22 protein-coding genes are annotated in these 19128 nt (G+C 37.2%); 13 read left to right on the top strand and 9 right to left on the bottom strand.

Annotated elements, in window-relative coordinates; genetic code table 11:
- Window positions 1-64: 64 nt before the first annotated feature.
- The 7 genes from trxA to CVS92_RS03080 all read left to right on the top strand — a co-directional run bounded on the left by trxA (window position 65) and on the right by CVS92_RS03080 (window position 4984).
- Window positions 65-367 (top strand): thioredoxin, encoded by a 303-nt coding sequence (gene trxA, locus CVS92_RS03050; RefSeq protein WP_107788469.1) that lies wholly within the window; start codon window positions 65-67, stop codon window positions 365-367.
- The gene (locus CVS92_RS03055) at window positions 367-813 is read left to right on the top strand and encodes a hypothetical protein (RefSeq protein WP_107788470.1); all 447 of its coding nucleotides are present in this window, start codon (window positions 367-369) and stop codon (window positions 811-813) included. Before trxA ends, CVS92_RS03055 begins: the two co-directional genes overlap by 1 nt.
- A gap of 9 nt (window positions 814-822) precedes the next feature.
- Window positions 823-1761: an NAD(P)/FAD-dependent oxidoreductase gene (locus CVS92_RS03060; RefSeq protein WP_107788471.1), complete on the top strand. Its 939-nt coding sequence runs from the start codon at window positions 823-825 to the stop codon at window positions 1759-1761.
- Window positions 1762-1906: 145 nt separating this feature from the next.
- Window positions 1907-2677, top strand: a complete 771-nt coding sequence (dapB, locus tag CVS92_RS03065) for a 4-hydroxy-tetrahydrodipicolinate reductase (protein WP_107788472.1) — start codon at window positions 1907-1909, stop codon at window positions 2675-2677.
- Complete coding sequence (locus CVS92_RS03070; protein ID WP_107788473.1) at window positions 2670-2978, top strand: DUF2314 domain-containing protein; 309 nt, start codon at window positions 2670-2672, stop codon at window positions 2976-2978. The genes dapB and CVS92_RS03070 overlap by 8 nt, the downstream gene beginning before the upstream one ends.
- Before the next feature lie 9 nt (window positions 2979-2987).
- Complete coding sequence (gene purF, locus CVS92_RS03075) at window positions 2988-4325, top strand: amidophosphoribosyltransferase (RefSeq protein WP_072593956.1); 1338 nt, start codon at window positions 2988-2990, stop codon at window positions 4323-4325.
- Window positions 4322-4984: a hypothetical protein gene (locus CVS92_RS03080; protein ID WP_107788474.1), complete on the top strand. Its 663-nt coding sequence runs from the start codon at window positions 4322-4324 to the stop codon at window positions 4982-4984. The genes purF and CVS92_RS03080 overlap by 4 nt, the downstream gene beginning before the upstream one ends.
- 122 nt (window positions 4985-5106) lie before the next feature.
- Here the strand turns inward: CVS92_RS03080 and CVS92_RS03085 are convergent, their stop codons facing one another.
- The 8 genes from CVS92_RS03085 to CVS92_RS03120 form a co-directional block, all read right to left on the bottom strand.
- The gene (locus CVS92_RS03085; protein ID WP_107686204.1) at window positions 5107-5658 is read right to left on the bottom strand and encodes a DUF2393 family protein; all 552 of its coding nucleotides are present in this window, start codon (window positions 5656-5658) and stop codon (window positions 5107-5109) included.
- Complete coding sequence (locus CVS92_RS03090; protein ID WP_107788475.1) at window positions 5658-6188, bottom strand: DUF2393 family protein; 531 nt, start codon at window positions 6186-6188, stop codon at window positions 5658-5660. The genes CVS92_RS03085 and CVS92_RS03090 overlap by 1 nt, the downstream gene beginning before the upstream one ends.
- Window positions 6178-6912, bottom strand: coding sequence for a bifunctional phosphoribosyl-AMP cyclohydrolase/phosphoribosyl-ATP diphosphatase HisIE (gene hisIE / locus CVS92_RS03095; RefSeq protein WP_107788476.1), 735 nt, complete (start codon window positions 6910-6912; stop codon window positions 6178-6180). Before hisIE ends, CVS92_RS03090 begins: the two co-directional genes overlap by 11 nt.
- Window positions 6913-6914: 2 nt before the next feature.
- Window positions 6915-8033, bottom strand: a complete 1119-nt coding sequence (locus tag CVS92_RS03100) for a prohibitin family protein (RefSeq protein ID WP_021090685.1) — start codon at window positions 8031-8033, stop codon at window positions 6915-6917.
- A gap of 17 nt (window positions 8034-8050) precedes the next feature.
- Window positions 8051-8965 carry a branched-chain amino acid transaminase gene (locus tag CVS92_RS03105; protein ID WP_107788477.1) on the bottom strand — a complete coding sequence of 305 codons (915 nt, stop codon included), beginning with the start codon at window positions 8963-8965 and terminating at the stop codon, window positions 8051-8053.
- Between the two features lie 104 nt (window positions 8966-9069).
- Window positions 9070-9711, bottom strand: coding sequence for a thiol:disulfide interchange protein DsbA/DsbL (locus CVS92_RS03110; protein WP_107788478.1), 642 nt, complete (start codon window positions 9709-9711; stop codon window positions 9070-9072).
- Between the two features lie 9 nt (window positions 9712-9720).
- On the bottom strand, window positions 9721-10218 hold the full coding sequence (gene bcp / locus CVS92_RS03115) for a thioredoxin-dependent thiol peroxidase (protein WP_107788479.1): 498 nt from the start codon (window positions 10216-10218) through the stop codon (window positions 9721-9723).
- Window positions 10215-10418, bottom strand: a complete 204-nt coding sequence (locus tag CVS92_RS03120) for a tautomerase family protein (protein WP_107788480.1) — start codon at window positions 10416-10418, stop codon at window positions 10215-10217. The genes bcp and CVS92_RS03120 overlap by 4 nt, the downstream gene beginning before the upstream one ends.
- A gap of 114 nt (window positions 10419-10532) precedes the next feature.
- Here CVS92_RS03120 and CVS92_RS03125 point away from each other — a divergent pair, with 114 nt between their 5' ends.
- Window positions 10533-10937, top strand: coding sequence for a hypothetical protein (locus tag CVS92_RS03125; RefSeq protein ID WP_107788481.1), 405 nt, complete (start codon window positions 10533-10535; stop codon window positions 10935-10937).
- Here the strand turns inward: CVS92_RS03125 and CVS92_RS03130 are convergent.
- Window positions 10934-14242: a DUF748 domain-containing protein gene (locus tag CVS92_RS03130; RefSeq protein ID WP_107788482.1), complete on the bottom strand. Its 3309-nt coding sequence runs from the start codon at window positions 14240-14242 to the stop codon at window positions 10934-10936. The two genes, CVS92_RS03125 and CVS92_RS03130, sit on opposite strands and share 4 nt — an antisense overlap.
- 173 nt (window positions 14243-14415) lie before the next feature.
- Here CVS92_RS03130 and CVS92_RS03135 point away from each other — a divergent pair, with 173 nt between their 5' ends.
- Genes CVS92_RS03135 through CVS92_RS03155 form a run of 5 tightly spaced genes read left to right on the top strand, consistent with a single transcriptional unit; the run spans window position 14416 to window position 19119 of the window.
- Window positions 14416-15948 carry an ABC transporter substrate-binding protein gene (locus tag CVS92_RS03135; RefSeq protein ID WP_107788483.1) on the top strand — a complete coding sequence of 511 codons (1533 nt, stop codon included), beginning with the start codon at window positions 14416-14418 and terminating at the stop codon, window positions 15946-15948.
- Between the two features lie 12 nt (window positions 15949-15960).
- Window positions 15961-16899: an ABC transporter permease gene (locus CVS92_RS03140; protein ID WP_107788484.1), complete on the top strand. Its 939-nt coding sequence runs from the start codon at window positions 15961-15963 to the stop codon at window positions 16897-16899.
- Complete coding sequence (locus tag CVS92_RS03145; RefSeq protein WP_107788485.1) at window positions 16896-17696, top strand: ABC transporter permease; 801 nt, start codon at window positions 16896-16898, stop codon at window positions 17694-17696. The genes CVS92_RS03140 and CVS92_RS03145 overlap by 4 nt, the downstream gene beginning before the upstream one ends.
- A complete protein-coding gene (locus CVS92_RS03150; protein ID WP_107788486.1) occupies window positions 17693-18373 on the top strand; it encodes an ATP-binding cassette domain-containing protein in 681 nt (226 codons plus the stop codon). Before CVS92_RS03145 ends, CVS92_RS03150 begins: the two co-directional genes overlap by 4 nt.
- Window positions 18370-19119 carry an ATP-binding cassette domain-containing protein gene (locus CVS92_RS03155; RefSeq protein WP_107788487.1) on the top strand — a complete coding sequence of 250 codons (750 nt, stop codon included), beginning with the start codon at window positions 18370-18372 and terminating at the stop codon, window positions 19117-19119. Before CVS92_RS03150 ends, CVS92_RS03155 begins: the two co-directional genes overlap by 4 nt.
- Window positions 19120-19128 lie beyond the last annotated feature (9 nt).

Raw genomic sequence — 19128 nt, forward strand, 5'->3', positions numbered from 1 at the left:
AATTTAAATTTGATTTGTATAATTGCAACATTTTAAAAAATAAGGAGAAAAAAAGGGAAAATACATCGAACTTACAAAAGAAAATTTTGATGTTACAAAAGAGGGCGTTGCTTTAGTAGACTTTTGGGCTCCATGGTGCGGACCTTGCCGTATGCTAGCTCCAGTGATCGAAGAGCTTGCTGAAGACTTTGATGGCAAAGCAAAAATTTGCAAGGTAAATACTGACGAAGTGCAAGATCTTGCAGTTGAGTTTGGCATCAGATCGATCCCAACATTGCTATTTTTCAAAAATGGCGAGCTAGTTGAACAAATGGTCGGTGCACAGTCAAAACAAGCCCTAACTGACAAACTAAATTCGCTTCTTTAATGAGCGAAAAAAGAAGAGGAAGTCTACTTCCTCTTACATATATATTTGGTTCATTTTTTGGTGCAGCTATGATAGCAGCTGCATTTGCGTATAGCAACTATCGTTTTTCACAATATAAATTTGTTGATTTTGCGAAGCTAGTTTTCTACGAAAAAAGCGAAATTTTCACTCCAAAAGAGCCAAAATACACGCTTTTAATCTTTAGCTCAAATCAATCAAAATTAGACAAAATTTTACCAATCAAAAATGAAAAAGTTGTGGCAATCGATATCTTTCAAAAAAGATATGAGTCAAACTCAACACTAAAATATATAAGCTCAGATATTAATACGGTCTTGGAGCTAATACAAAATTTAAGCATTACAAAGCTTCCAAGTAGTGTTGAGATAGTTCATCAAAAGGGCGAGATTTATAAACAAAATTCGCCCATAAATGTTTTAGAATAAAGGAAATTTATGCTTGATTTAGCAATTATCGGAGGCGGTCCAGCAGGACTAAGCGCCGGACTTTACGCCACTAGAGGCGGATTAAAAAATGTTGCAATGTTTGAAAAAGGCGAGCCTGGCGGTCAGATCACCTCGAGCTCAGAGATAGAAAACTACCCAGGCCAAAAAGCACCTGGCGAGAGTGGCTTTGACTTTATGAGCACTTGGTGGAAGCAGTGTAGCGCATTTGGTCTAGTTCACAAATGGGCAAATGTTGTTGGCGTTAGAAAAAATAGCGACGGCAGCTTTGAAGTTTTACTAGAAGGTGGCAAGAGCGAGCAGGCAAAGGCCGTAATCGTAGCGACTGGTTCAACCCCAAGACGTGCTGGTTTTAAGGGTGAGGATGAATTCTTTGGCAAAGGCGTTAGTACATGCGCAACATGCGATGGCTTTTTTTACAAAAACAAAGAAGTGGCTGTTCTTGGCGGTGGTGACACAGCTGTTGAAGAAGCACTTTATCTAGCAAATATCTGCTCAAAAGTCTATCTTATCCATAGACGTGACGAATTTAGAGCGGCGCCAACTACGGTTGAAAAAGCTAGAAAAAATGAAAAGATCGAATTTATAACAAGTGCAACGATAAAAGAGGCGCTTGGCGATAAAATGGGTCTCACAAAGATCGTGCTTGATACCAAAAATGGCGAGCGTGTGCTTGATGTGCCGGGAATTTTTACCTTTGTAGGACTAAACGTAAATAACGAAATTTTAAAAGACGAAAACGGCAAATTTATCTGCGATATGGTCGATGGTGGACAGGTCAAGACCGATCTAAAGATGCAAACTAGCCTAAAAGGACTTTTTGTGGCAGGTGATATCAGAGAAGACGCTCCAAAACAAGTAGTTGTAGCCGCAGCTGATGGTGCAGTAGCAGCACTTAGCGCTATGAGCTACATTGAAAACTTACATTAATCCTTAAATTTAGCCAAATTTTTGGCTAAATTTTTCTTCTTTTTCTATCAAATTTTTGATTTTATACGCATTTTTTAAAGCCTATTTGTAATCTATCTATAATAAAATTTATGTTAAATTTCAATCAAAAATCAAAGGATAAATTTTGGTAAGAATAGGCCTTTACGGCGCTAGCGGAAAGATGGCTCAAAGTATCATTTCTTGTTTAAAAGATGAAAAAGATGCCACTTTAAGCATTGCTTTTAGCCAAAAAAATCAGGTTGAAAATTTAAATAGCGAACTTTTGACAAACGACTTTGCTAAATTTTTTGAAGCGTGCGACGTCATCATCGACTTTAGCCAAAAAGAGGCGACCGTAGCACTGCTAAACTACGCTAGAACCAACCCAAAACCACTAGTTATAGGTACGACCGGGCTAGATGACGAAGATAAAAACTTACTCCATCTAGCATCTGGAGCTATGCCTATTCTTTACGCAACAAACATGAGTCTAGGCGTAGCAGTGTTAAATAGAATTGCAAGGATAGCTTCGAAAGTTTTAAGAGAATTTGATATAGAGATCGTCGAGCAGCACCACAGACACAAAAAGGACGCTCCAAGCGGCACTGCGATGACCTTGGCGGGCTGCGTGGCAGAGGCAAGGGATCTAAATTTAAAAGATGTTTTAGTAACTGGCAGAGCTGGCATGGTAGGGGCTAGGAGCAAAGACGAGATCGCAGTCATGGCGCTTCGTGGTGGAGATGTAGTCGGTCGTCACACGGTTGGCTTTTATAATGACGGCGAATTTATCGAGCTAAACCACACGGCAACTAGTAGAGCGACCTTTTCAAAAGGTGCGATCAAGGCTGCCATTTGGCTAAAAGATCAAAATAGTGGCCTATACTCGATAGACGATAGCTTAGGGCTTGATGATTAAATTTGAGCTTGATGATGTAGAGAGTTACAAACTAGAATTTGGTGATAAATTCTACCTGCCTGAGCGTGAAAAGCGTCAAAATTTAAGAGCTGGCGATATAGTAAAGCTTATATTTAGATTTGAAGATGATGAATTTGCTCAGGTTGAGCGCATGTGGGTGGTCGTTAGCAAGACAAATAACGGCGAATTTACCGGCATTTTAGATAATGAACCATTTACAAAAGGCTGTTTAAATGTTGGCGATGAGATCAAGTTTAACTACAAAAATGTTCTTGAAATTTACAAAGATGATGAAAACTAAAGGAAAAAAATGTGTGCAATAGTTGGTATTATAAATTCTAAAGATGCAGCAAAGACTGCCTATTATGCGTTATTTTCTATGCAGCATCGCGGCCAAGAGGCAAGCGGCATTAGTGTTTGTGATGACGGAGAAATTTCTACTCACAAGGGTAATGGCCTAGTTACAGAGGTCTTTAATGAAGAAATTTTAAGATCACTAAAAGGCGATATGGCGATCGGTCACAACCGTTATGCAACTGCTGGTAAAAACTCAGGTCGTGATGCCCAGCCAATAGCCGCTAATTACTCTTTGGGACAAATTTCAATCGTCCATAATGGAAATTTGGTAAATAAAGATGAGGTTAGAGATGAGCTTATTAAGGATGGTGCGATATTTCAGACAAATATGGATACTGAAAATATCATCCATCTAATCGCAAGAAACCATAGCGAACACTTGCAGGACCGTATTATTGCAGCACTTGATAAGATAAAAGGTGCTTATTGTCTGCTTATCCAGTCACGTCATAAAACCTTTGCCATAAGAGATCGCTGGGGTGTTAGGCCACTAAGCCTTGGCAAGCTAAAAGATGGTGGATATATCGTAGCTAGCGAGACTTGCGCTTTTGATCTTGTGGGGGCTAGCTTTATAAGAGATATTAGGCCTGGTGAGATGATAGTTTTTGAACATGGAAAAAGTGAGTTTCAAAGCATTCAAATTTATGAGCCAGATCCTAGAATATGCGCATTTGAATATATCTATTTTGCTCGCCCAGATAGCGTGATAGAAGGTAAAAGCGTCTATGAAGTTAGAAAAAAAATGGGTGAAGTACTAGCTAAAAAGAGCAAGATTAAAGCAGATTTCGTCGTACCTGTACCAGATAGCGGAGTACCAGCAGCGCTTGGGTACGCAAATGAGAGCAAAATCCCATTTGAGCTAGCTATCACTAGAAACCACTATGTGGGTAGAACCTTCATCGAGCCAAGCCAAGAGATGAGAAATTTAAAAGTTAAGCTAAAACTTAATCCGATGTCATCGGTTCTAAAAGGTAAAAGTATCGTTGTTATCGATGATAGTATCGTTCGCGGTACTACTTCAAAAAAGGTGGTTGATCTTTTAAGACATGCGGGCGCTAAAGAGATTCATTTTAGAGTCGCTTGTCCTGAGCTTAAATACCCTGAGCGATATGGTATCGATACGCCAAGCTTTGAAGAGTTAATAAGCTCTAAAAAAAATGCAGAAGAAGTAAGAGAATATATCGGTGCAGATAGCTTAGAATTTTTAAGCATAGATGAACTTAAAGAAAGTATCGGCAATGAGCGAAAATATTCGCTTGTAAGCTTTGATGGTGACTATTTCATAAAGTGAAAAATTTAGCCATTTTTTTGCTTGTTGCAATATTTTTTAGTGGTTGCTCACAAAAGAGTCCAAGCAAAAAAGATGAAATTTATATTTACGTAAGCTACTATGAGATAAATGGCACAAAACAGCAGCTACAAATAAAAACCGTTCAAAATTTCGCAGAACAAAATGCTAGTGTGCCATTTTTTGGTGTAGTAAATTTTTTAGCAGAAGATAAAATTTTAAATGCTTATTCGCTTGCAAAGGGTACTATAAACGTACTTGAAGTAAATAACAACTCTATAAATTTAAATAAATCAAGTGATATTCTGGCTTTAAAAAAAGCTAATGAGATAAAATTTTATGAGATAAGGCCTGATGTGCTTGAGAGTGTTAAATTTAGCTCAAAAAATAGTGTTTGCGGTGATTTTTTGTTACAAAAGCCAGTGCATGTAAATGTAGCAACAAACTACTATTTAAGAGATGATAGCTTTTTTGCAAGCTTAATAGAGGCAAATTTCTTTTATAAAAAAGGCGCAAAGATCCTAAAAAAAGAGTTTGTTTATAATATAGCTGAGATTAAAATCCTAGAGGAAGCAAAAGAATTTACACAAAAGACAAAGCAGCTCTTTTTAAATGACCTACAAAAATTGGGAAGGCTACTTGATATACTTTGTACTTTTTAAATCTTTATCTTAAAAATTAGTATTCATCTCAGATACTAAAAAAGATAAGATTTACTCTAAAATCAAACTAATACTTAGCGTTTTATCCTATGAAATTTGTGAAAATTTGCTTTAAATTTGACTTAGTAGCAATTTAGTTTTGTGATATTTATGCCATTTTTAAAGTAAGGCGGATATGGCATATATACGGTAAATGGTGTGCTTTTTTGCTTTGGTAAATTTTTGGCTACATCAAATTTATATTCAACTGTATTTGGCCTCTCGTCCTTATCTGTGCCAAGAACCCATGAGAAAAATGAAAGCCCACTTGGCTTAAAAAATGCTTCACCGCCAAGGTCATTTTTATTTAGCGGTTGATTGATTAGTTTGACTGTCAGTGTGCAGTTGCTAATTGTAAATTTACCGATATTTCTCACTTGCCCTTTAAAAACGATACTCTCATTTCGTAAAATTCGCTCACTTTTTACATTTTCAAGCATGCCTTTTTTTGTATATTTATCAAGCACTAGCATCAAAAAAACAGCAAGTGTGGTTGAGACTAGAATGTTTGTAAAAAATAGTGATAAAAATAACTTTCGCTCAGCTCTAAGTGAGAGAACAAGAAATAAAATAGAAAGCAGAGCAATCGCAAAAAGAACGATAATATGAACGATCGTAAAATATGCTGAGCTCATCAAAAACACTCCACTTTTTTAGAGATATTGTAGTCTATAAATGCGAAATCATTGACAAATTCTTTAACCTCAATGCTTTGCTTTGGTAAAAATTCCTCGTTTAAGATGATTCTTTTTCTAGCAAATGGATTAAGTGAGTTAAAAAAGTCTTTCGTATTTTGTCTTGAGCTTAGATAGAAGTCAAGTTCGATTTTGCAGATACTAAGTACATTATTTGAATTATTTGTAATATTAAAATCAACCATTAGTGCATCGACATATTGAAGCTGTTTGGTGGTTATTTTGCTTATGCTAACTGGTCTTAAATTTTCATTTATGTATTTACTAGCGTAGTAGTTGGCAGCAAAAAAACCGAAAAATCCAGCTAGTATAAACAAAAATCCCATTTGCCACCATGATTTTATGGCGATAAAAATTCCCACAAGTATGATTAATATAAAAGCTAAAAATATCCAGCCATAGGTTAGAAAGTCAATGAGCTTTGCATTTTGTAATACAAAAAGTAAGTCGTGCTTGATGCTATTTAACATCTCGCGATCTTTTCTCTTCAATGCCGCTTATGTCAAAACGTCTTGCAAGTTCGTTTTTTACAGCATCTGGATGGATATTATGGGCTGAAAGTGCCACAAGCGCATGAAAGCAAAGATCGGCTGCTTCATAGATCAGATCATCTTTTGCTTTTTGCTCATTTTGCTTTGAGTTTTCTGCGAAACTAAGATCCTTTGCGGCCATTATAAATTCGCCAGCCTCTTCGCCAACTTTCTTTAAAATTTGATTTTCGCCTTTTTTAAAAAGACTTGCCACATATGAAGTCTCAGGGTTAGCATTTAGCTTTCTATCTTCTATCACATGGTAAAGCTCATCAAGCACACCATAATTTATTTTTTTGACTTCAACTTTTGTATCTAAAATTTTGCCGTCATGCAAATTTATCTCATTAAAAAAGCACGACCTTGCTCCAGTGTGACAAGCAGCGCCTCCGTTTTGAATCACTTTTAAAAGCAAAGTATCGTTATCGCAGTCTAAAAAAGCAGCCTTTATCTCCTGAGTGTTGCCACTTTCTTCGCCTTTTTTCCAAATTTTATTTTTGGTGCGTGAAAAGTAGTGAGCGTAACGGCTAGATAGACTTAAATTTAATGCTTCTTCGTTCATGTAAGCAAGCATTAAAACTTCATTTGTGGCATGATCGCAAACCACTACTGGAAGCAATCCACCAACCTTTTGCCAGTCTATACTTTTTGTTACGCTATTCATTTTTATCTCTCGCTTACTGAGCTAGCCCTTGCTTTATCTTTTGCATCTAGCCAGATGTTTGGCACAGCCCCACCAGGTGTTAAGAAAATTTTAGCATCTTTGTTTTCTTTTAGAGCCTCGTTAAATTTGTTTTGCGTCTCGATCTGCTTTAAATTTAGTAGATTTTGATCGACACTTTTTGCGACCTCTTTGTTCGCATACGCAGTTGCGTCAGCCTCGATTTTAATGGCATCAGCCTTACCTTTTGCTTCAATAATCGCAGCTTTAGCGGTACCTTCAGCAAGTGCGGCTTGTTTTAAGGCTTCTTGATTTGCTCTTTCTACTTCATATTTTGTTCTTTCGGCTTCTTGTTTAGCGATTTGGACGCGCTCGATCTGCTCTTTTACCTTTGAAGGCAAGATGATCTCACGAAGCTGCACTGTTAAAAGCTCAACTGGCTTATTTGGCTGAGAGTCGATGTCTTTTCTTATGCCATCATCGATTTGTCTTGCTAGATCGTTTCTCTTTGTTGGAAGCTCTTCTGCTGTGTATTTACCAGCGATACTACGAACTACGTCACGAACGACAGGATCAACTATCTTGCTCTCCCAGCTAAGACCCCAAGAGGCAATAGTTTGAGGGGCATTTTCTGGATTTAAACGGTATTGCACAGTAATATCAATGCTAACTGGTAAATTTCTAGCATCAAGTACTGAAATAGAATTTTTACGTAAAATTCCAGCGCCAACGCCTTGATATGATTTTTGCATTGATTCGCCCATATCCTCGCCAGAAGTATAGTTTATGATCCTAACTCTGGTGTCCACGATGATGATGTCTTGGATAAAAGGTAAAAAGAAGTGAAAGCCTGGTTGCAAAGGATTTGGCTCGTATTTACCTGCTGTAGACTTAATACCAACTTCGCCTGAGTGAATCACTTTAAATGGCTGAGTGATAGCAAAAATAGCAATAATTGCAATTACAATGTAGGCAAGTGCTCCAAATTTACCAAAGCCACTTGGTAAATTTGGCATTTTAAAGTCCTTTTTGAAAGGCGGCTCTTTGTCGCTATTTTGACTAGAGCCTCTGTTGTCATTACCTGGCTTTTTTTTATTGAAATAATCGTTTAAATCAGCGGGCATTTCGTTCCTTTAAATTTTTAAATATATGTTAAAAATGATTCATACTTTTTGTTTAGACCATAAACTACGTCAAAATAAGCTTTTTGTAGTCTCCTTGTCACTTCGCCTCTAGCACCATTACCAATGATTCGGTTATCTATGCTATTTATCGGCGTTACTTCAGCTGCTGTGCCTGTGAAAAATGCCTCGTCAGCTGTGTAAGCCTGATCTCTTGTGATGCGCTCTCTTCTTACTTCAATGTCAAGATCGTGAGCAAGTCTTATGACTGTATCTTGAGTAATGCTAAGTAGGCTGTTGTCATTTGGTGGAGTGATTAAAACGCCATTTTCAACGATAAAGAAGCACTCGCCTGGACCCTCAGCCACAAAGCCTTCGCTATCAAGAAGTAGCGCCTCGTCGTATCCAGCCTCTTTTGCCTCGTAGTTTGCCATTTGTGAGCTTAGGTAGTTTGAGCTAGCTTTTGCTCTATTCATTTGGGCAGCAGGTGCAAGTTTGGCAAAGCTTGAAATTTTAACTCTGATACCTTTTTCTAGGCCTTCATCGCCAAGATAAGCACCCCATTCCCATGAGGCGATAGCGGTTTGCACTGGTGCTTTTGTGTGAGCTACGCCCATTACGCCGTATCCTAAAAAGATAAGTGGGCGAATATAAACATTGCCGTCATATTTGTTTGCGCGAAGAAGCTCTATTTGCGCTTTTTCAAGCTCTTCCTCGGTGTAAGGTACATTTAAAACAGTCATTTTTGCTGATCTTAAAAGCCTTTTTGTGTGATCTTGGAGTCTAAAAATAGCTAGACCTTTTTTTGTTTTATAAGCTCTTGTACCCTCAAATACGGCATTAGCGTAGTGCAAAGAGTGAGTTAGAACGTGTACTTTTGCATCGTCCCATTTAACTAATTTTCCATCCATCCAGATAAATTCTGAAGCATTCATTGTTAAACCTTTCTTTTTTCTTAGAAATTTTGATCTGAGTTTATCTAAAATTGCTTTAAATTTACATTTCTAAGACCAAAATTTGCAGATATTACCCGCCAAAACTACTTATCTAAAAGCTCTTGTATGATCTTTGCCATCTCATCGATTGATGAAGCTGCGCTTAAGTTTATTAAGTATTTGCCGCTTACTACAAAAGCTGGCACACCGCTGATACTTGCCACATCATAAGAGGCGAACCATGCGTCTAAAAGCTCTTTTGCTCTTTCGCTATTTAGTGCTTTTTCGTAGTCGTCCTTGCTCACGTGAGCTGCTTCGAGGGCTAAATTTAAAAATCTATCCTTGTCCTTGCCATTGCTAAAATCATCGTTTTTATCGTGCCTAGCTTTATAGATAGCAAATTTAGCCTGCTTAAATTTAGACTCGTCACTTAGCAGATCCGTCCCATTTACTTCGTCTATAGAGATAAGAGCGGCAAAAATCTTACTCGCGCTCTCGCCAAGCTTGCCTTTAGTGCTTAGGTGATATGGCATAAATTTAACCCCATCAAGCTTTGCCATTAGCTTTCTTGTGATCGAGCGATCAAACTGATAGCAGTGTGTGCAGTCGTAGCTAAATACCTTGACGACCGAGTTTTTAGGTACGTTAAGAGGCTTTGCTAGAGTTTGATACTCTACGCCTTCGGTTAGCGCTGATAAATTTAGCGCAAAAAACGCACTTAAAATTAGCATTTTTATAAATTTCATTTATACCCCTTATTTTACTAGATCGGCTAGTACTTTAGCGGCATGATCTTTTGCTTTTACGCTTTTATAAATTTTTAATATCTTACCGTCTTTACCGATCACAAATGTGCTTCTAGCTATGCCAAGATACTCTTTGCCGTAGTTTTTCTTAACTTGCCAAACTCCATAAAGCTTTGAAATTTCTTTATCTTCGTCGCTTAAGAGGATGTGTTTTAAATTTTGCTTGGCGATAAAGCCCACATGAGACTTGACGCTATCTGGACTAATGCCGATGATAACAGTGTCATTTTTTATAAATTCATCGTAGTTTGCACTAAATTCACAAGCTTCAGTCGTGCAGCCTGGCGTGTTATCTTTTGGATAGAAGTAAAGTACTACATTTTTACCTATAAAGTCTTTTAATGCGACCTTTACGCCATCTTGATTTAACGCTTCAAAGGCTGGTGCCGTGTCGCCTGCGTTTAGTGTGATTTTTCTTTCTAGGTCTGCTTTGCTAAATTCGCTCATTTTGTTCCCTTTCTCTTATTTTCTATACTCTCGCCACCCACGCCTATGTTGCCAGCGTCGTGAGTCTCTAAAAATATCATAACTGACTCTTTTTTCTTGCCAAGTACCCTGACAAGCGTATCTGTTACTTCTTTATAAACTTGATCTTTTTGCTCTTTTGTAGGCTCTGGGCCTGCTATTTTTATATTTACATAAGGCATTTTCGCTCCTTTTTAAGATGTGAAATATTAGCTAATTTGAGTGAAATTTCAGATTAAAGCCTTTATTTAAGAATTTGGCATTAAAATACAAAAACTTGTTACTGGGAGCGAAAAATGGACTACAACAAACACAATAAAGGCTTTGTTTGCTTTATGTATGGCTTTGGACGAAGCAGGGCAGTTTACGCTGTTTTGATGGTGCTGGTCGCATTTTTGCTCGGTTTTTTAACACTTGGCTCAAGCGCTCAAGCTGACGTTTTAAATTTACAAATAGCCCTTGGAGTCATGCTTTGCGGTCTTTTACTCATCCTTATAAATCCAAAAATTTTTATCATAAAGCTCGTAGGCTATCTCACCAGTCTAACTGGTGTTATGATCGCCCTTCATAATGCTAGTTTGCTAGGTATGGACTTTGACCTATACTTTTACGCGAGTCTCGTTTTTGGTGCATTTATGATGCTCATGCTTCTTAGCTGGTTTGTTTACAATGCAAGAAGTAGCGAGATAAATGAAATTTAGTTCGCCACTCCCATTAGCACGCTTGTGTAGGTGTTTTGCTTAGGATCATTGCTGGTTGGCTCTTTGATGCTTATCCTGCTAGCGTCAAGCCCAGCTTTGATAAGCGCCTCTTTTATGGCTTTTGCACGCTCATTTGCAAGCTCTACAAGTTTTTCTTTATCGACCTCGATGCCTTTTAGCGCTTCTTCTCTTAAAGTCTTGTCACTTCTGTCTTTTGCTTTTGGTGCGAGTGAGTTTAGCACTGCTATGTAGTCTTTGCCACTAATTGCGATCATTTGATTTATCTTTTGATCGAGCTTTTTTTCTTTAAAGTAGAGTACATCTATTTCAGAATAAGTTGGCGTGATGCTAAGTTTCATCTTTGGTTTTTCGGATGTTATCTTTATAAAATCATCTATTTTGGCCGCTTCTGAGCTTATCAACTCGCTACTTCCAGCAAGAAAATCAATAGAGCTCAGATCCTTGCTACCAAGTCCTAGAGCATTTCCTAAAAACCTAAACGGAGCGAGCGTAATGTCGGCAAATAGCTTCTTTACCGCGGCCCAGACAACGCCACCATATTTAAAGTCAGGATCATTTAAATTTCCCTCAACCGGAAGATCGATGTTTATCTGGTTATTTTCATCGCTTAAAATAGAAATGGCAAGCGATAGCGGTAAATTTACGGCATCTTTTGAGTCAACTTTTTCTCCAAGTGTAAGAGAGTCAAAATTTATAAGATTTGAGCCATCTAGTTTTGAGTCGATAACGCTATAACTTAGATTTAAATTTAGCTTACCTTTTTCTATTTTATAGCCTAGAAATTGCCCACTATAAGGTGTTACGTCGATTAGATCGATATCTTTAAAGTCAAGCTTGATATTGGTATTTTGCCTTATCTCAAACGGAAACAATTTTGCTGTGATCTTAGAGAAGCCATTTTTGCCGACTACGCCTTGAAATTCTCCAGAGCTTGGACGTTTTTTATCAATATCAGTAAGCTTTCCATTTAGCTTTGATATCCTTGTGGCAAACGGCATAAATAAAGACACGTCTGAGAAATCAACTTCGCCGTTGTTGAGTGAGAAATTTTTAATACTGAAATTTAGTTCATCGTCTTTTTTACTAGCTACCTTTTTGCTCTCAGATTTTTGCTCGCTTTGAGCTTTGTTTTTATCTTCTTTTACGATTTTGCTTAGGTTAAATTCTCGCTCTTTGCTTAGATGAGCTTTAATAAAAGGCGAGTTTAAGCTTACGCCAGATAGTTCTAGGTCGTTTTTGAAAAATAAAATTTTATCTATATTCAAGCTTTTAAATGCAAAAAGCTTTTCGCGGTCTTTGTCGTTTAAAGCTATATTTTTTATACTGATTTTTGCGTTTGCTTTGGCATCTTTTGCGTAGTGTAGCTCGGCATCAGCACTCATCTCTCCACTAGCAAGATCTGCTTCTAAAAACGGCTTTGCGTAGGCAAAATATTTTGGCAAATTTTTATCTTCAAGTTTGATTTTAGCAGTTATATTAATTGGTTCAAGTTTGATCTTTGAAGTTAGGTCTAAATTTAGCTTTTGCGAGCTTTTCATATCCACTTTTGCGTCAAATGGCTTACCAAAATCGCTACTTAAATTTGCTATTTTTACAAACAAATTATCAAATTTATGAGCGATTTTCTCGCCTTCAAAAAGATGCGTCAAAGCGATATTGGCATTATTTACATTGATATTTTTTATGTCAAATTTAAACTCATTTTCTTTGTTTTTTGAAGCTGGTGTATTCTCTTTTTTAGTTTTAGTGCGGTGATTGGTCGTTTTTACTGGCCCATGCTCACCAAGTCCAAGCTGGCTTATCGCGCTTAATCCACTACCATTTAACTCCGAGTTAAATTTTGGTCTATTTACATCGATATTCTCAGCATTCAAAGCCATATTTAAAATATCAAATTTGATCGTTTTTGTAAGCACATCAGCGATATCTAAAACCTCTTTATTTTTTGCCTTTAAATTTATGCCATTTATACTAATCTCATCAAGAGTTGCAAGGCTTTTATTGGTATCTTGAGCGAAGCTAATGTTTGAGATTTTAACCCCTGCCACATTTGCATTTGCATTTTTACTAAGCGGGGCATTGATGTCATCAAACGCTATTTTTTCAAGCGTGAGAGCTGTTTTGTTATTTGCTAAATTTGCATTTAAATTTGAGGCATTTATATCTTTTAGATTTACTAAATTTTTACTGGTTTCGTCTATTTTTAGGGCGTTTGCATTTATGCTATTTAGTGTAGCTGTTGCATTTAGCTCACTTTTTTCATTTAAATTTGCTAAAAGCGAAATATTGCTTAAATTTAGTGATTTTAAGCTTGCTGTTATTGCATTTTTAAATGACACATCGCTTAAATTTATGGCATTTAACTCTAATTTAGCATCTATCTTGTCTGCTATTTTGCTTGATAAATCAAATTTTGGAAGCTCTAGTTCACCAAGACTTAGTTCGTTTTTACACTCATCTATGCTTAGTGATTTTACATTTAAAAAGCTATCCTTTAAATTTATATTTGTAGCGTTCTCGTCGGCAATTAAAGCGTAATTTATTCCTAAATTTATGACCGCATTTTTAAGATTTAGTGTGTCGTTATCGATAAAGCTAATCGCGACTGGATCGATACTAAAATCCTTTATGCTGATATTGCCCTCGATTTTTAGGGGATTTAGCTTGATATCGCCATTTAGATCGATCTTGTGTGCTAGAGTCGAGTTTGCGTCAAAGATATGGCTGCCTGCACTATTTTTCTTCGTATTTAGCGAGCTTAGCTCGTAGTTTATATCGTCAAAATTTACGTTAAATGGCTTTGTTAAATTTTGATCACTATATGAAAATGAGCCTTTGATGATTTTTGCGTTATTTAGGGCAAAATTTATAGAGCTAGTGCTGTTATCTTCGGTAGTTGCATTATCGTCGCTTATAAAATTACTAAAGTTAAATTTTGAATTTTTATCTCGTAAAATTTTGACATTTGGCTCTTGAAGCCTAAAAATATCAACTTCAACTAATTTTTTAAAGATAGAAAATGGCTTTAGCTTGACGTCAATTTGCTTTGTGCTAAAAAGTGGCGAAGTGCTGTTTAGCTCAGCGTTTGTCGCATTTAGCTCGAAGGTAAAAGGATTAAATTTAGCACTTTCCACAAAAAGCGTTGCATTGTAGTCTTTTAGATATTTTGGAGCGATATGTTTAATGCCATAAGGTACTCCAAAAAATCCAAGAAGAGTATAAATAACTAAAAGTGAAACTACGCAGATGGCTGAAATAAGTGCTGTTTTTTTATTTTTATTCATTTAAATTTTTACCTTGAAGTGATCTAAAATAAACTTTGATTTTACTTTAAATAAGGTTAAATTCTAGTTAGAAATTTCTAAATTTTTAGACGTTTAAATTTACATTTTAGTTAATAATACTTTTATAAAATTCGTATTACCATTTTACAAATATTTCAAAAAAAGGGGATAATGTGAAGAGAATTTTACTTGCATTTTTCTTGTTATTTGGCGTTTACCTTTACGCAAATGAGAGTAAAGTCGTAATAGCTATTGAGGAGCAAACACCTCGTATAAATCCACTTTACGACGAGGATCACGATCCTACGCTTTCGCTAGTGTTCTCTGGTCTTACGAGCCACGATGAGAATAGCAACATCGTGCCTGAGCTTGCTAAGTCTTGGCAGGTGAGCGATGATGGACTGGAGTATGTTTTTGAGCTAAGAGATGATGCTTTTTGGCATGACGGGGTGAAATTTAGCGCAAAGGATGTTAAATTTACTATTGAAGCGGCTCAAGATAAGAAGCTAAACGCGCCTGCTATCTCAAATTATGAAGTCGTAAAAAGCGTTGAAATTTTAGGGGATTATAAAGTAAAGATTACGCTTAATGAGCCGTTTCCGCCATTTCTTGACGCGCTTAGCTTTGGCGTTTTGCCTGAGCACATTTTAAAAGGCAAAGATATCTCAACCGATAAATTTAACGAGGCTCCAGTAGGAACTGGCGCATACAAGCTTGTAAAGTGGAAAAAAGATGAGAGCTTGGAATTTGTGGCAAATGAGAAATTTTACAAGGGCGAGCCAAAGATAAAAAGGGTATTTTTTAAAATTGTTGGTGATGAAAATTTAAGACTCGTTGGGCTTAAAAGTGGTGAGATCGATGTCGCGCTCATCTCTCCAACCGGCGTAAATTTCATAAAAGATGATAAAAAATTAAGCCTGCTTAAATTTAAAAGTGCAGACTATAGAGCTTTGATGTTTAACTTTAATGATCCTCTTTTTCAAGATAAAAATGTAAGGATAGCCCTAAACTACGCGGTAAATAAAGATGAGATAGTTAAAAATTTATTTCACGGATATGCAAGCGTAGCGAACAACCCGATAGAAAAAAGCTTTGCAAACGACGGCGAGTTTAAATTTAGCTACGATCCGCAAAAGGCAAAAGAGCTACTTGAAAAGAGTGGCTTTAAGAAAAATAAGGCTGGTTTTTTTGAAAAGGACGGCAAGGAACTTGGCTTTGATATCTACGCCTTTAATAACGACATCTTAAGGGTCAATCTAGCCAAAATTTTAAGCAGTGAGCTAAATAAATTTGGTGTAAAAGCCAAAGCCTACGCAAAGCCAAGAACAGCCTTTAGTATAAGCGAGGTTGATAGCTTTATCATCGGCTGGGGAAGCCCATTTGATCCAGACTTTCACACATATAGAATTTTTGGCGGATTTGCCGATGTGAGCGTAAATGAAAATGGCTGGAACTTTAGCCACTACAAAGATGCAAACGTCGATCTTGCCCTAAAAAATGCAAGATATACAAAGGATGTGGAGCTTAGGAAAAAGCACTATAAAGAATTTCTAAAAGCACTTTATGAAAATCCACCTTACATTTTTATAGCCTATCTTGACTATCCACTTGTGTTTAATAACAAAATTTCAGGCATCAAGACACAAATTTTAGGTCATCATGGGGCTGGATTTTTATGGAACATAAGAGAGTGGCAAGTAAAATAGTGGATAAAAACTTTGTTTAGAGCCATTTTAAAAACAGCGATCTCAAATCTTGGATTGCTGTTTTTTATCTCGTTTTTTCTATTTTTACTCATATACTTTTTGCCAGGAAATGTCACTGACGCGATGTTTTCAAGGAGTGAAGCGATAAATTTCGCCATAAAAGAGCAAATTTTAAAAAATTTAGGGCTAAAAGATAACTTTTTCGTGCAGTATTTTAGGTGGCTTGGTGGCTTTATCACAGGCGACTTTGGCACTAGTTTTGTAAGCGGGGCAAGCGCTTTTTTACTCATTAAAGAGAGACTTTTAAACTCGATTATTTTGTTTTTTGCTTCGTTTTTTCTGATAGCTTTTTTATCATTTTTTTTAGGGCTTTTAAGCGCCATTTATAAGAATAAATTTGCCGATATCTTTATAAATTTTAGCTCGTTTTTGCTTGCCTCGCTCCCTCATTTTTACGTAGCTCTCGTGCTTATAGCGATCTTTAGCGTCTATCTAAATTTGCTGCCAAGTTCAGGCGCAAACGAGCTAGGCTCTAGCGGAGTAGGGGCTAAATTTATCATCTTGCCAACGCTTGCCATCATCTTGCCACACCTTGGCGCAAACGTAAAATTTGTAAGAGACAGGCTAAATCAAAGCCTAAACACTGACTTTATCCAGACGGCTCACGCTAGAGGTTTGGGACGAGGCAAAATTTATCTCTTTGCGATAAAACACGCAAGCACCGATATAGTCTATTATTTCGCCACTCTTGTGGCTGGCGTTTTTGCTGGCTCATATGTCATTGAGAGCATTTTTTCATTTCCAGGAATAGGCAAGCTTGGCCTTGATGCGGTGATCGCCAAAGACTATCCAGTCGCACTTGCGACCATTTTACTAACGGCTGTTTTTGTCGTTTTTGCAAATTTACTGGCTAAAATTTTTGCCATATTAGCAGATAAGAGAAATTTATGAGAAAAGTCATATTTTCCTTAGCCTGTTTTGTCTTTTTAGCACTTGTCACATTTGCCTTTGTGACGCCATTTTTTTCTAAATTTGAGCCAAATTTCACTAACTTTATGGCGGTAAATTTAGCCCCAAGTAGCGAGCATATCTTTGGAACTGACATCCTTGGTAGAGACAATCTCATAAGAGTGGCCTACGCGCTTAAAAACTCGCTTCTTATCTTACTGCTAGCTGGCTTTTTAACGACGCTTTTCTCGCTCATCTACGCATATTTTGGCACGAGTAGGAGCAGAGTTTGTGAGAGCCTCTTTGATAAGGGGCTTGATGCCTTTTTAAGCATACCAAACATCGTTTTTATCATGCTTTTTAGCTCATTTAGTAGCGGAGATCTGCTTATAACATCTTTTATCATCGCTATTTGCTCGTTTATGCAAGGCGCAAAAGTTTTTATGCAAAATTTAAGACTTAGTAAAAAATGCGACTACGCCGAGCAAGCTGTGATAAATGGAGCTAGTAAATTTAGCCTTATCTGCTTTGAAATTTTGCCAAATTTAAAGCATCTAATAGTTAGTATCTTTGGCATAAATGCGATAAACGCTGTCGTCATGGAGGCTACGCTTGGCTTTTTTGGCGTGGGTAGTGACGCTAATAAAATAAGCCTTGGCATCATGCTAAATGAGAGCAAAGAGGCGCTTTTTCTTGGCTCTTGGTGGATGGTGCTTTTCCCTGGCTTGACGCTCTTTTTGCTCATCCTTGCAACCTCGATCATCACGTCAAATTCAAAAAACGGCAATATAAAAATATGATAGAGATTAAAAATTTAAACGTTTCTTATAAGGATAAGAAGCTTTTGCGTGAGCTTGATTTTGCTATGAGTGAGGGTAAATTTATAGGTATCACAGGTGCAAGTGGCAGTGGCAAATCGCTCTTTGCAAAGAGCTTAATAAGGCTTTTTGATGATGATTTTAGAGTGAGGGCGGATAAATTTAGCATTTATAAAAAAGATATCTTAAAACTTAGCCAAAATGAGCTAAAAGAGCACCGAAAGAAGGTCGCTGCACTTATCTTTCAAAACTCAGTTGCAAGCCTTCATCCACTCTTAAACGTGGGCGATCACTTTAACGCATATCTTGGTGGCGATAATAAAACAAATAAAGAGCTTGCTTTTGCTTATTTTAGGGAGTTTGGGCTGGGTAATGCCAATCTCATCTGGCACAAATACTCATACGAGCTAAGTGGTGGCGAGGCGAGCCGTGTGCAGATCGCTCTTGCGCTTTGCTTGAAGCCAAAAATTTTAATCTGCGACGAGATAACAAGCGGGCTTGATAGCATTAGCGGTAGCCACGTGGCTGGCATCTTAGAGAGCTTAAAGGGCAAGATGAGCGTCATCTTTATCTCGCACGATGAGGCGCTGACAAACTATCTTAGTGATGAAATTTGGCAGATGAGAGATGGGCGGCTAAATTTAAAGGAAAATGCGTGAAAATCAGGCTTGAAAATGTATCAAAAAGTTTAAGCTTTAAGGAGCATTTTAACGCTAGAGCTGAAGTGCTGCATCTTTTGGAGGGGATAAGTTGCGAGCTTGATGATGGCGAAAATTTAGCTATTTTGGGGCAAAGTGGCAGTGGCAAAAGCACGCTTGCAAAGCTCATATCATTTAGCGAGCCAAAAAGCGGGGGCAAAATTTATATAAATAATAAAGAGATCACAGACAAAAATGAGCTAAAAAAAGATATCAGATATATCTTGCAAAACCAAAAACAAGCCCTAAATCCAGCGCTAAAAGTAAAAACAGCCATCGCCCACGTGAGGTCATATCTTAAGCTTAGCTTTAGCGAAAATGAGCTTAAAGAGCTTTTAGCTAATTTAAATTTAAAAGATGAAATTTTAGAAAAATTCCCATCTCAGCTAAGTGGCGGCGAGGCGACAAGGATCGGGATACTGCTGGCACTGCTCTCAAAACCAAAAGTCTTAATCTGCGATGAGATAACAAGCGGGCTTGATAACGAGACAAAGCAAAAGATCATAAATTTGCTTTTAAGCTTAGATGAAAAGATCAGTATCATCTTTATCACACACGATATTTTAAGTGCGATGAAAATAGCGCAAAAAGTGCTAATAATCGAGGCTGGCAAGCAGGTGGCGTGGGGTAAATTTGATGATCTTGTGAGTCAAAGTGTCCTTAAAAAATACCTTGATGCTGCAAAAATTTATAAAAATAATCTTTGATATAATGCG

The sequence above is a fragment of the Campylobacter concisus genome (assembly GCF_003048555.1).
Classification (GTDB): Bacteria; Campylobacterota; Campylobacteria; order Campylobacterales; family Campylobacteraceae; genus Campylobacter_A; species Campylobacter_A concisus_AO.

Excerpts from the sequence above, each read along its gene's own strand:
- CVS92_RS03100 (WP_021090685.1), bottom strand. The coding sequence starts at position 8,033 with ATGCCCGCTGATTTAAACGATTATTTCAATAAAAAAAAGCCAGGTAAT.
- CVS92_RS03120 (WP_107788480.1), bottom strand. The coding sequence starts at position 10,418 with ATGCCTTATGTAAATATAAAAATAGCAGGCCCAGAGCCTACAAAAGAG.
- CVS92_RS03070 (WP_107788473.1), top strand. The coding sequence starts at position 2,670 with ATGATTAAATTTGAGCTTGATGATGTAGAGAGTTACAAACTAGAATTT.
- CVS92_RS03055 (WP_107788470.1), top strand. The coding sequence starts at position 367 with ATGAGCGAAAAAAGAAGAGGAAGTCTACTTCCTCTTACATATATATTT.
- CVS92_RS03145 (WP_107788485.1), top strand. The coding sequence starts at position 16,896 with ATGAGAAAAGTCATATTTTCCTTAGCCTGTTTTGTCTTTTTAGCACTT.
- purF (WP_072593956.1), top strand. The coding sequence starts at position 2,988 with ATGTGTGCAATAGTTGGTATTATAAATTCTAAAGATGCAGCAAAGACT.
- CVS92_RS03125 (WP_107788481.1), top strand. The coding sequence starts at position 10,533 with ATGGACTACAACAAACACAATAAAGGCTTTGTTTGCTTTATGTATGGC.
- CVS92_RS03060 (WP_107788471.1), top strand. The coding sequence starts at position 823 with ATGCTTGATTTAGCAATTATCGGAGGCGGTCCAGCAGGACTAAGCGCC.
- CVS92_RS03090 (WP_107788475.1), bottom strand. The coding sequence starts at position 6,188 with ATGTTAAATAGCATCAAGCACGACTTACTTTTTGTATTACAAAATGCA.
- CVS92_RS03150 (WP_107788486.1), top strand. The coding sequence starts at position 17,693 with ATGATAGAGATTAAAAATTTAAACGTTTCTTATAAGGATAAGAAGCTT.
- bcp (WP_107788479.1), bottom strand. The coding sequence starts at position 10,218 with ATGAGCGAATTTAGCAAAGCAGACCTAGAAAGAAAAATCACACTAAAC.
- CVS92_RS03105 (WP_107788477.1), bottom strand. The coding sequence starts at position 8,965 with ATGAATGCTTCAGAATTTATCTGGATGGATGGAAAATTAGTTAAATGG.
- CVS92_RS03085 (WP_107686204.1), bottom strand. The coding sequence starts at position 5,658 with ATGAGCTCAGCATATTTTACGATCGTTCATATTATCGTTCTTTTTGCG.
- hisIE (WP_107788476.1), bottom strand. The coding sequence starts at position 6,912 with ATGAATAGCGTAACAAAAAGTATAGACTGGCAAAAGGTTGGTGGATTG.
- CVS92_RS03110 (WP_107788478.1), bottom strand. The coding sequence starts at position 9,711 with ATGAAATTTATAAAAATGCTAATTTTAAGTGCGTTTTTTGCGCTAAAT.
- CVS92_RS03130 (WP_107788482.1), bottom strand. The coding sequence starts at position 14,242 with ATGAATAAAAATAAAAAAACAGCACTTATTTCAGCCATCTGCGTAGTT.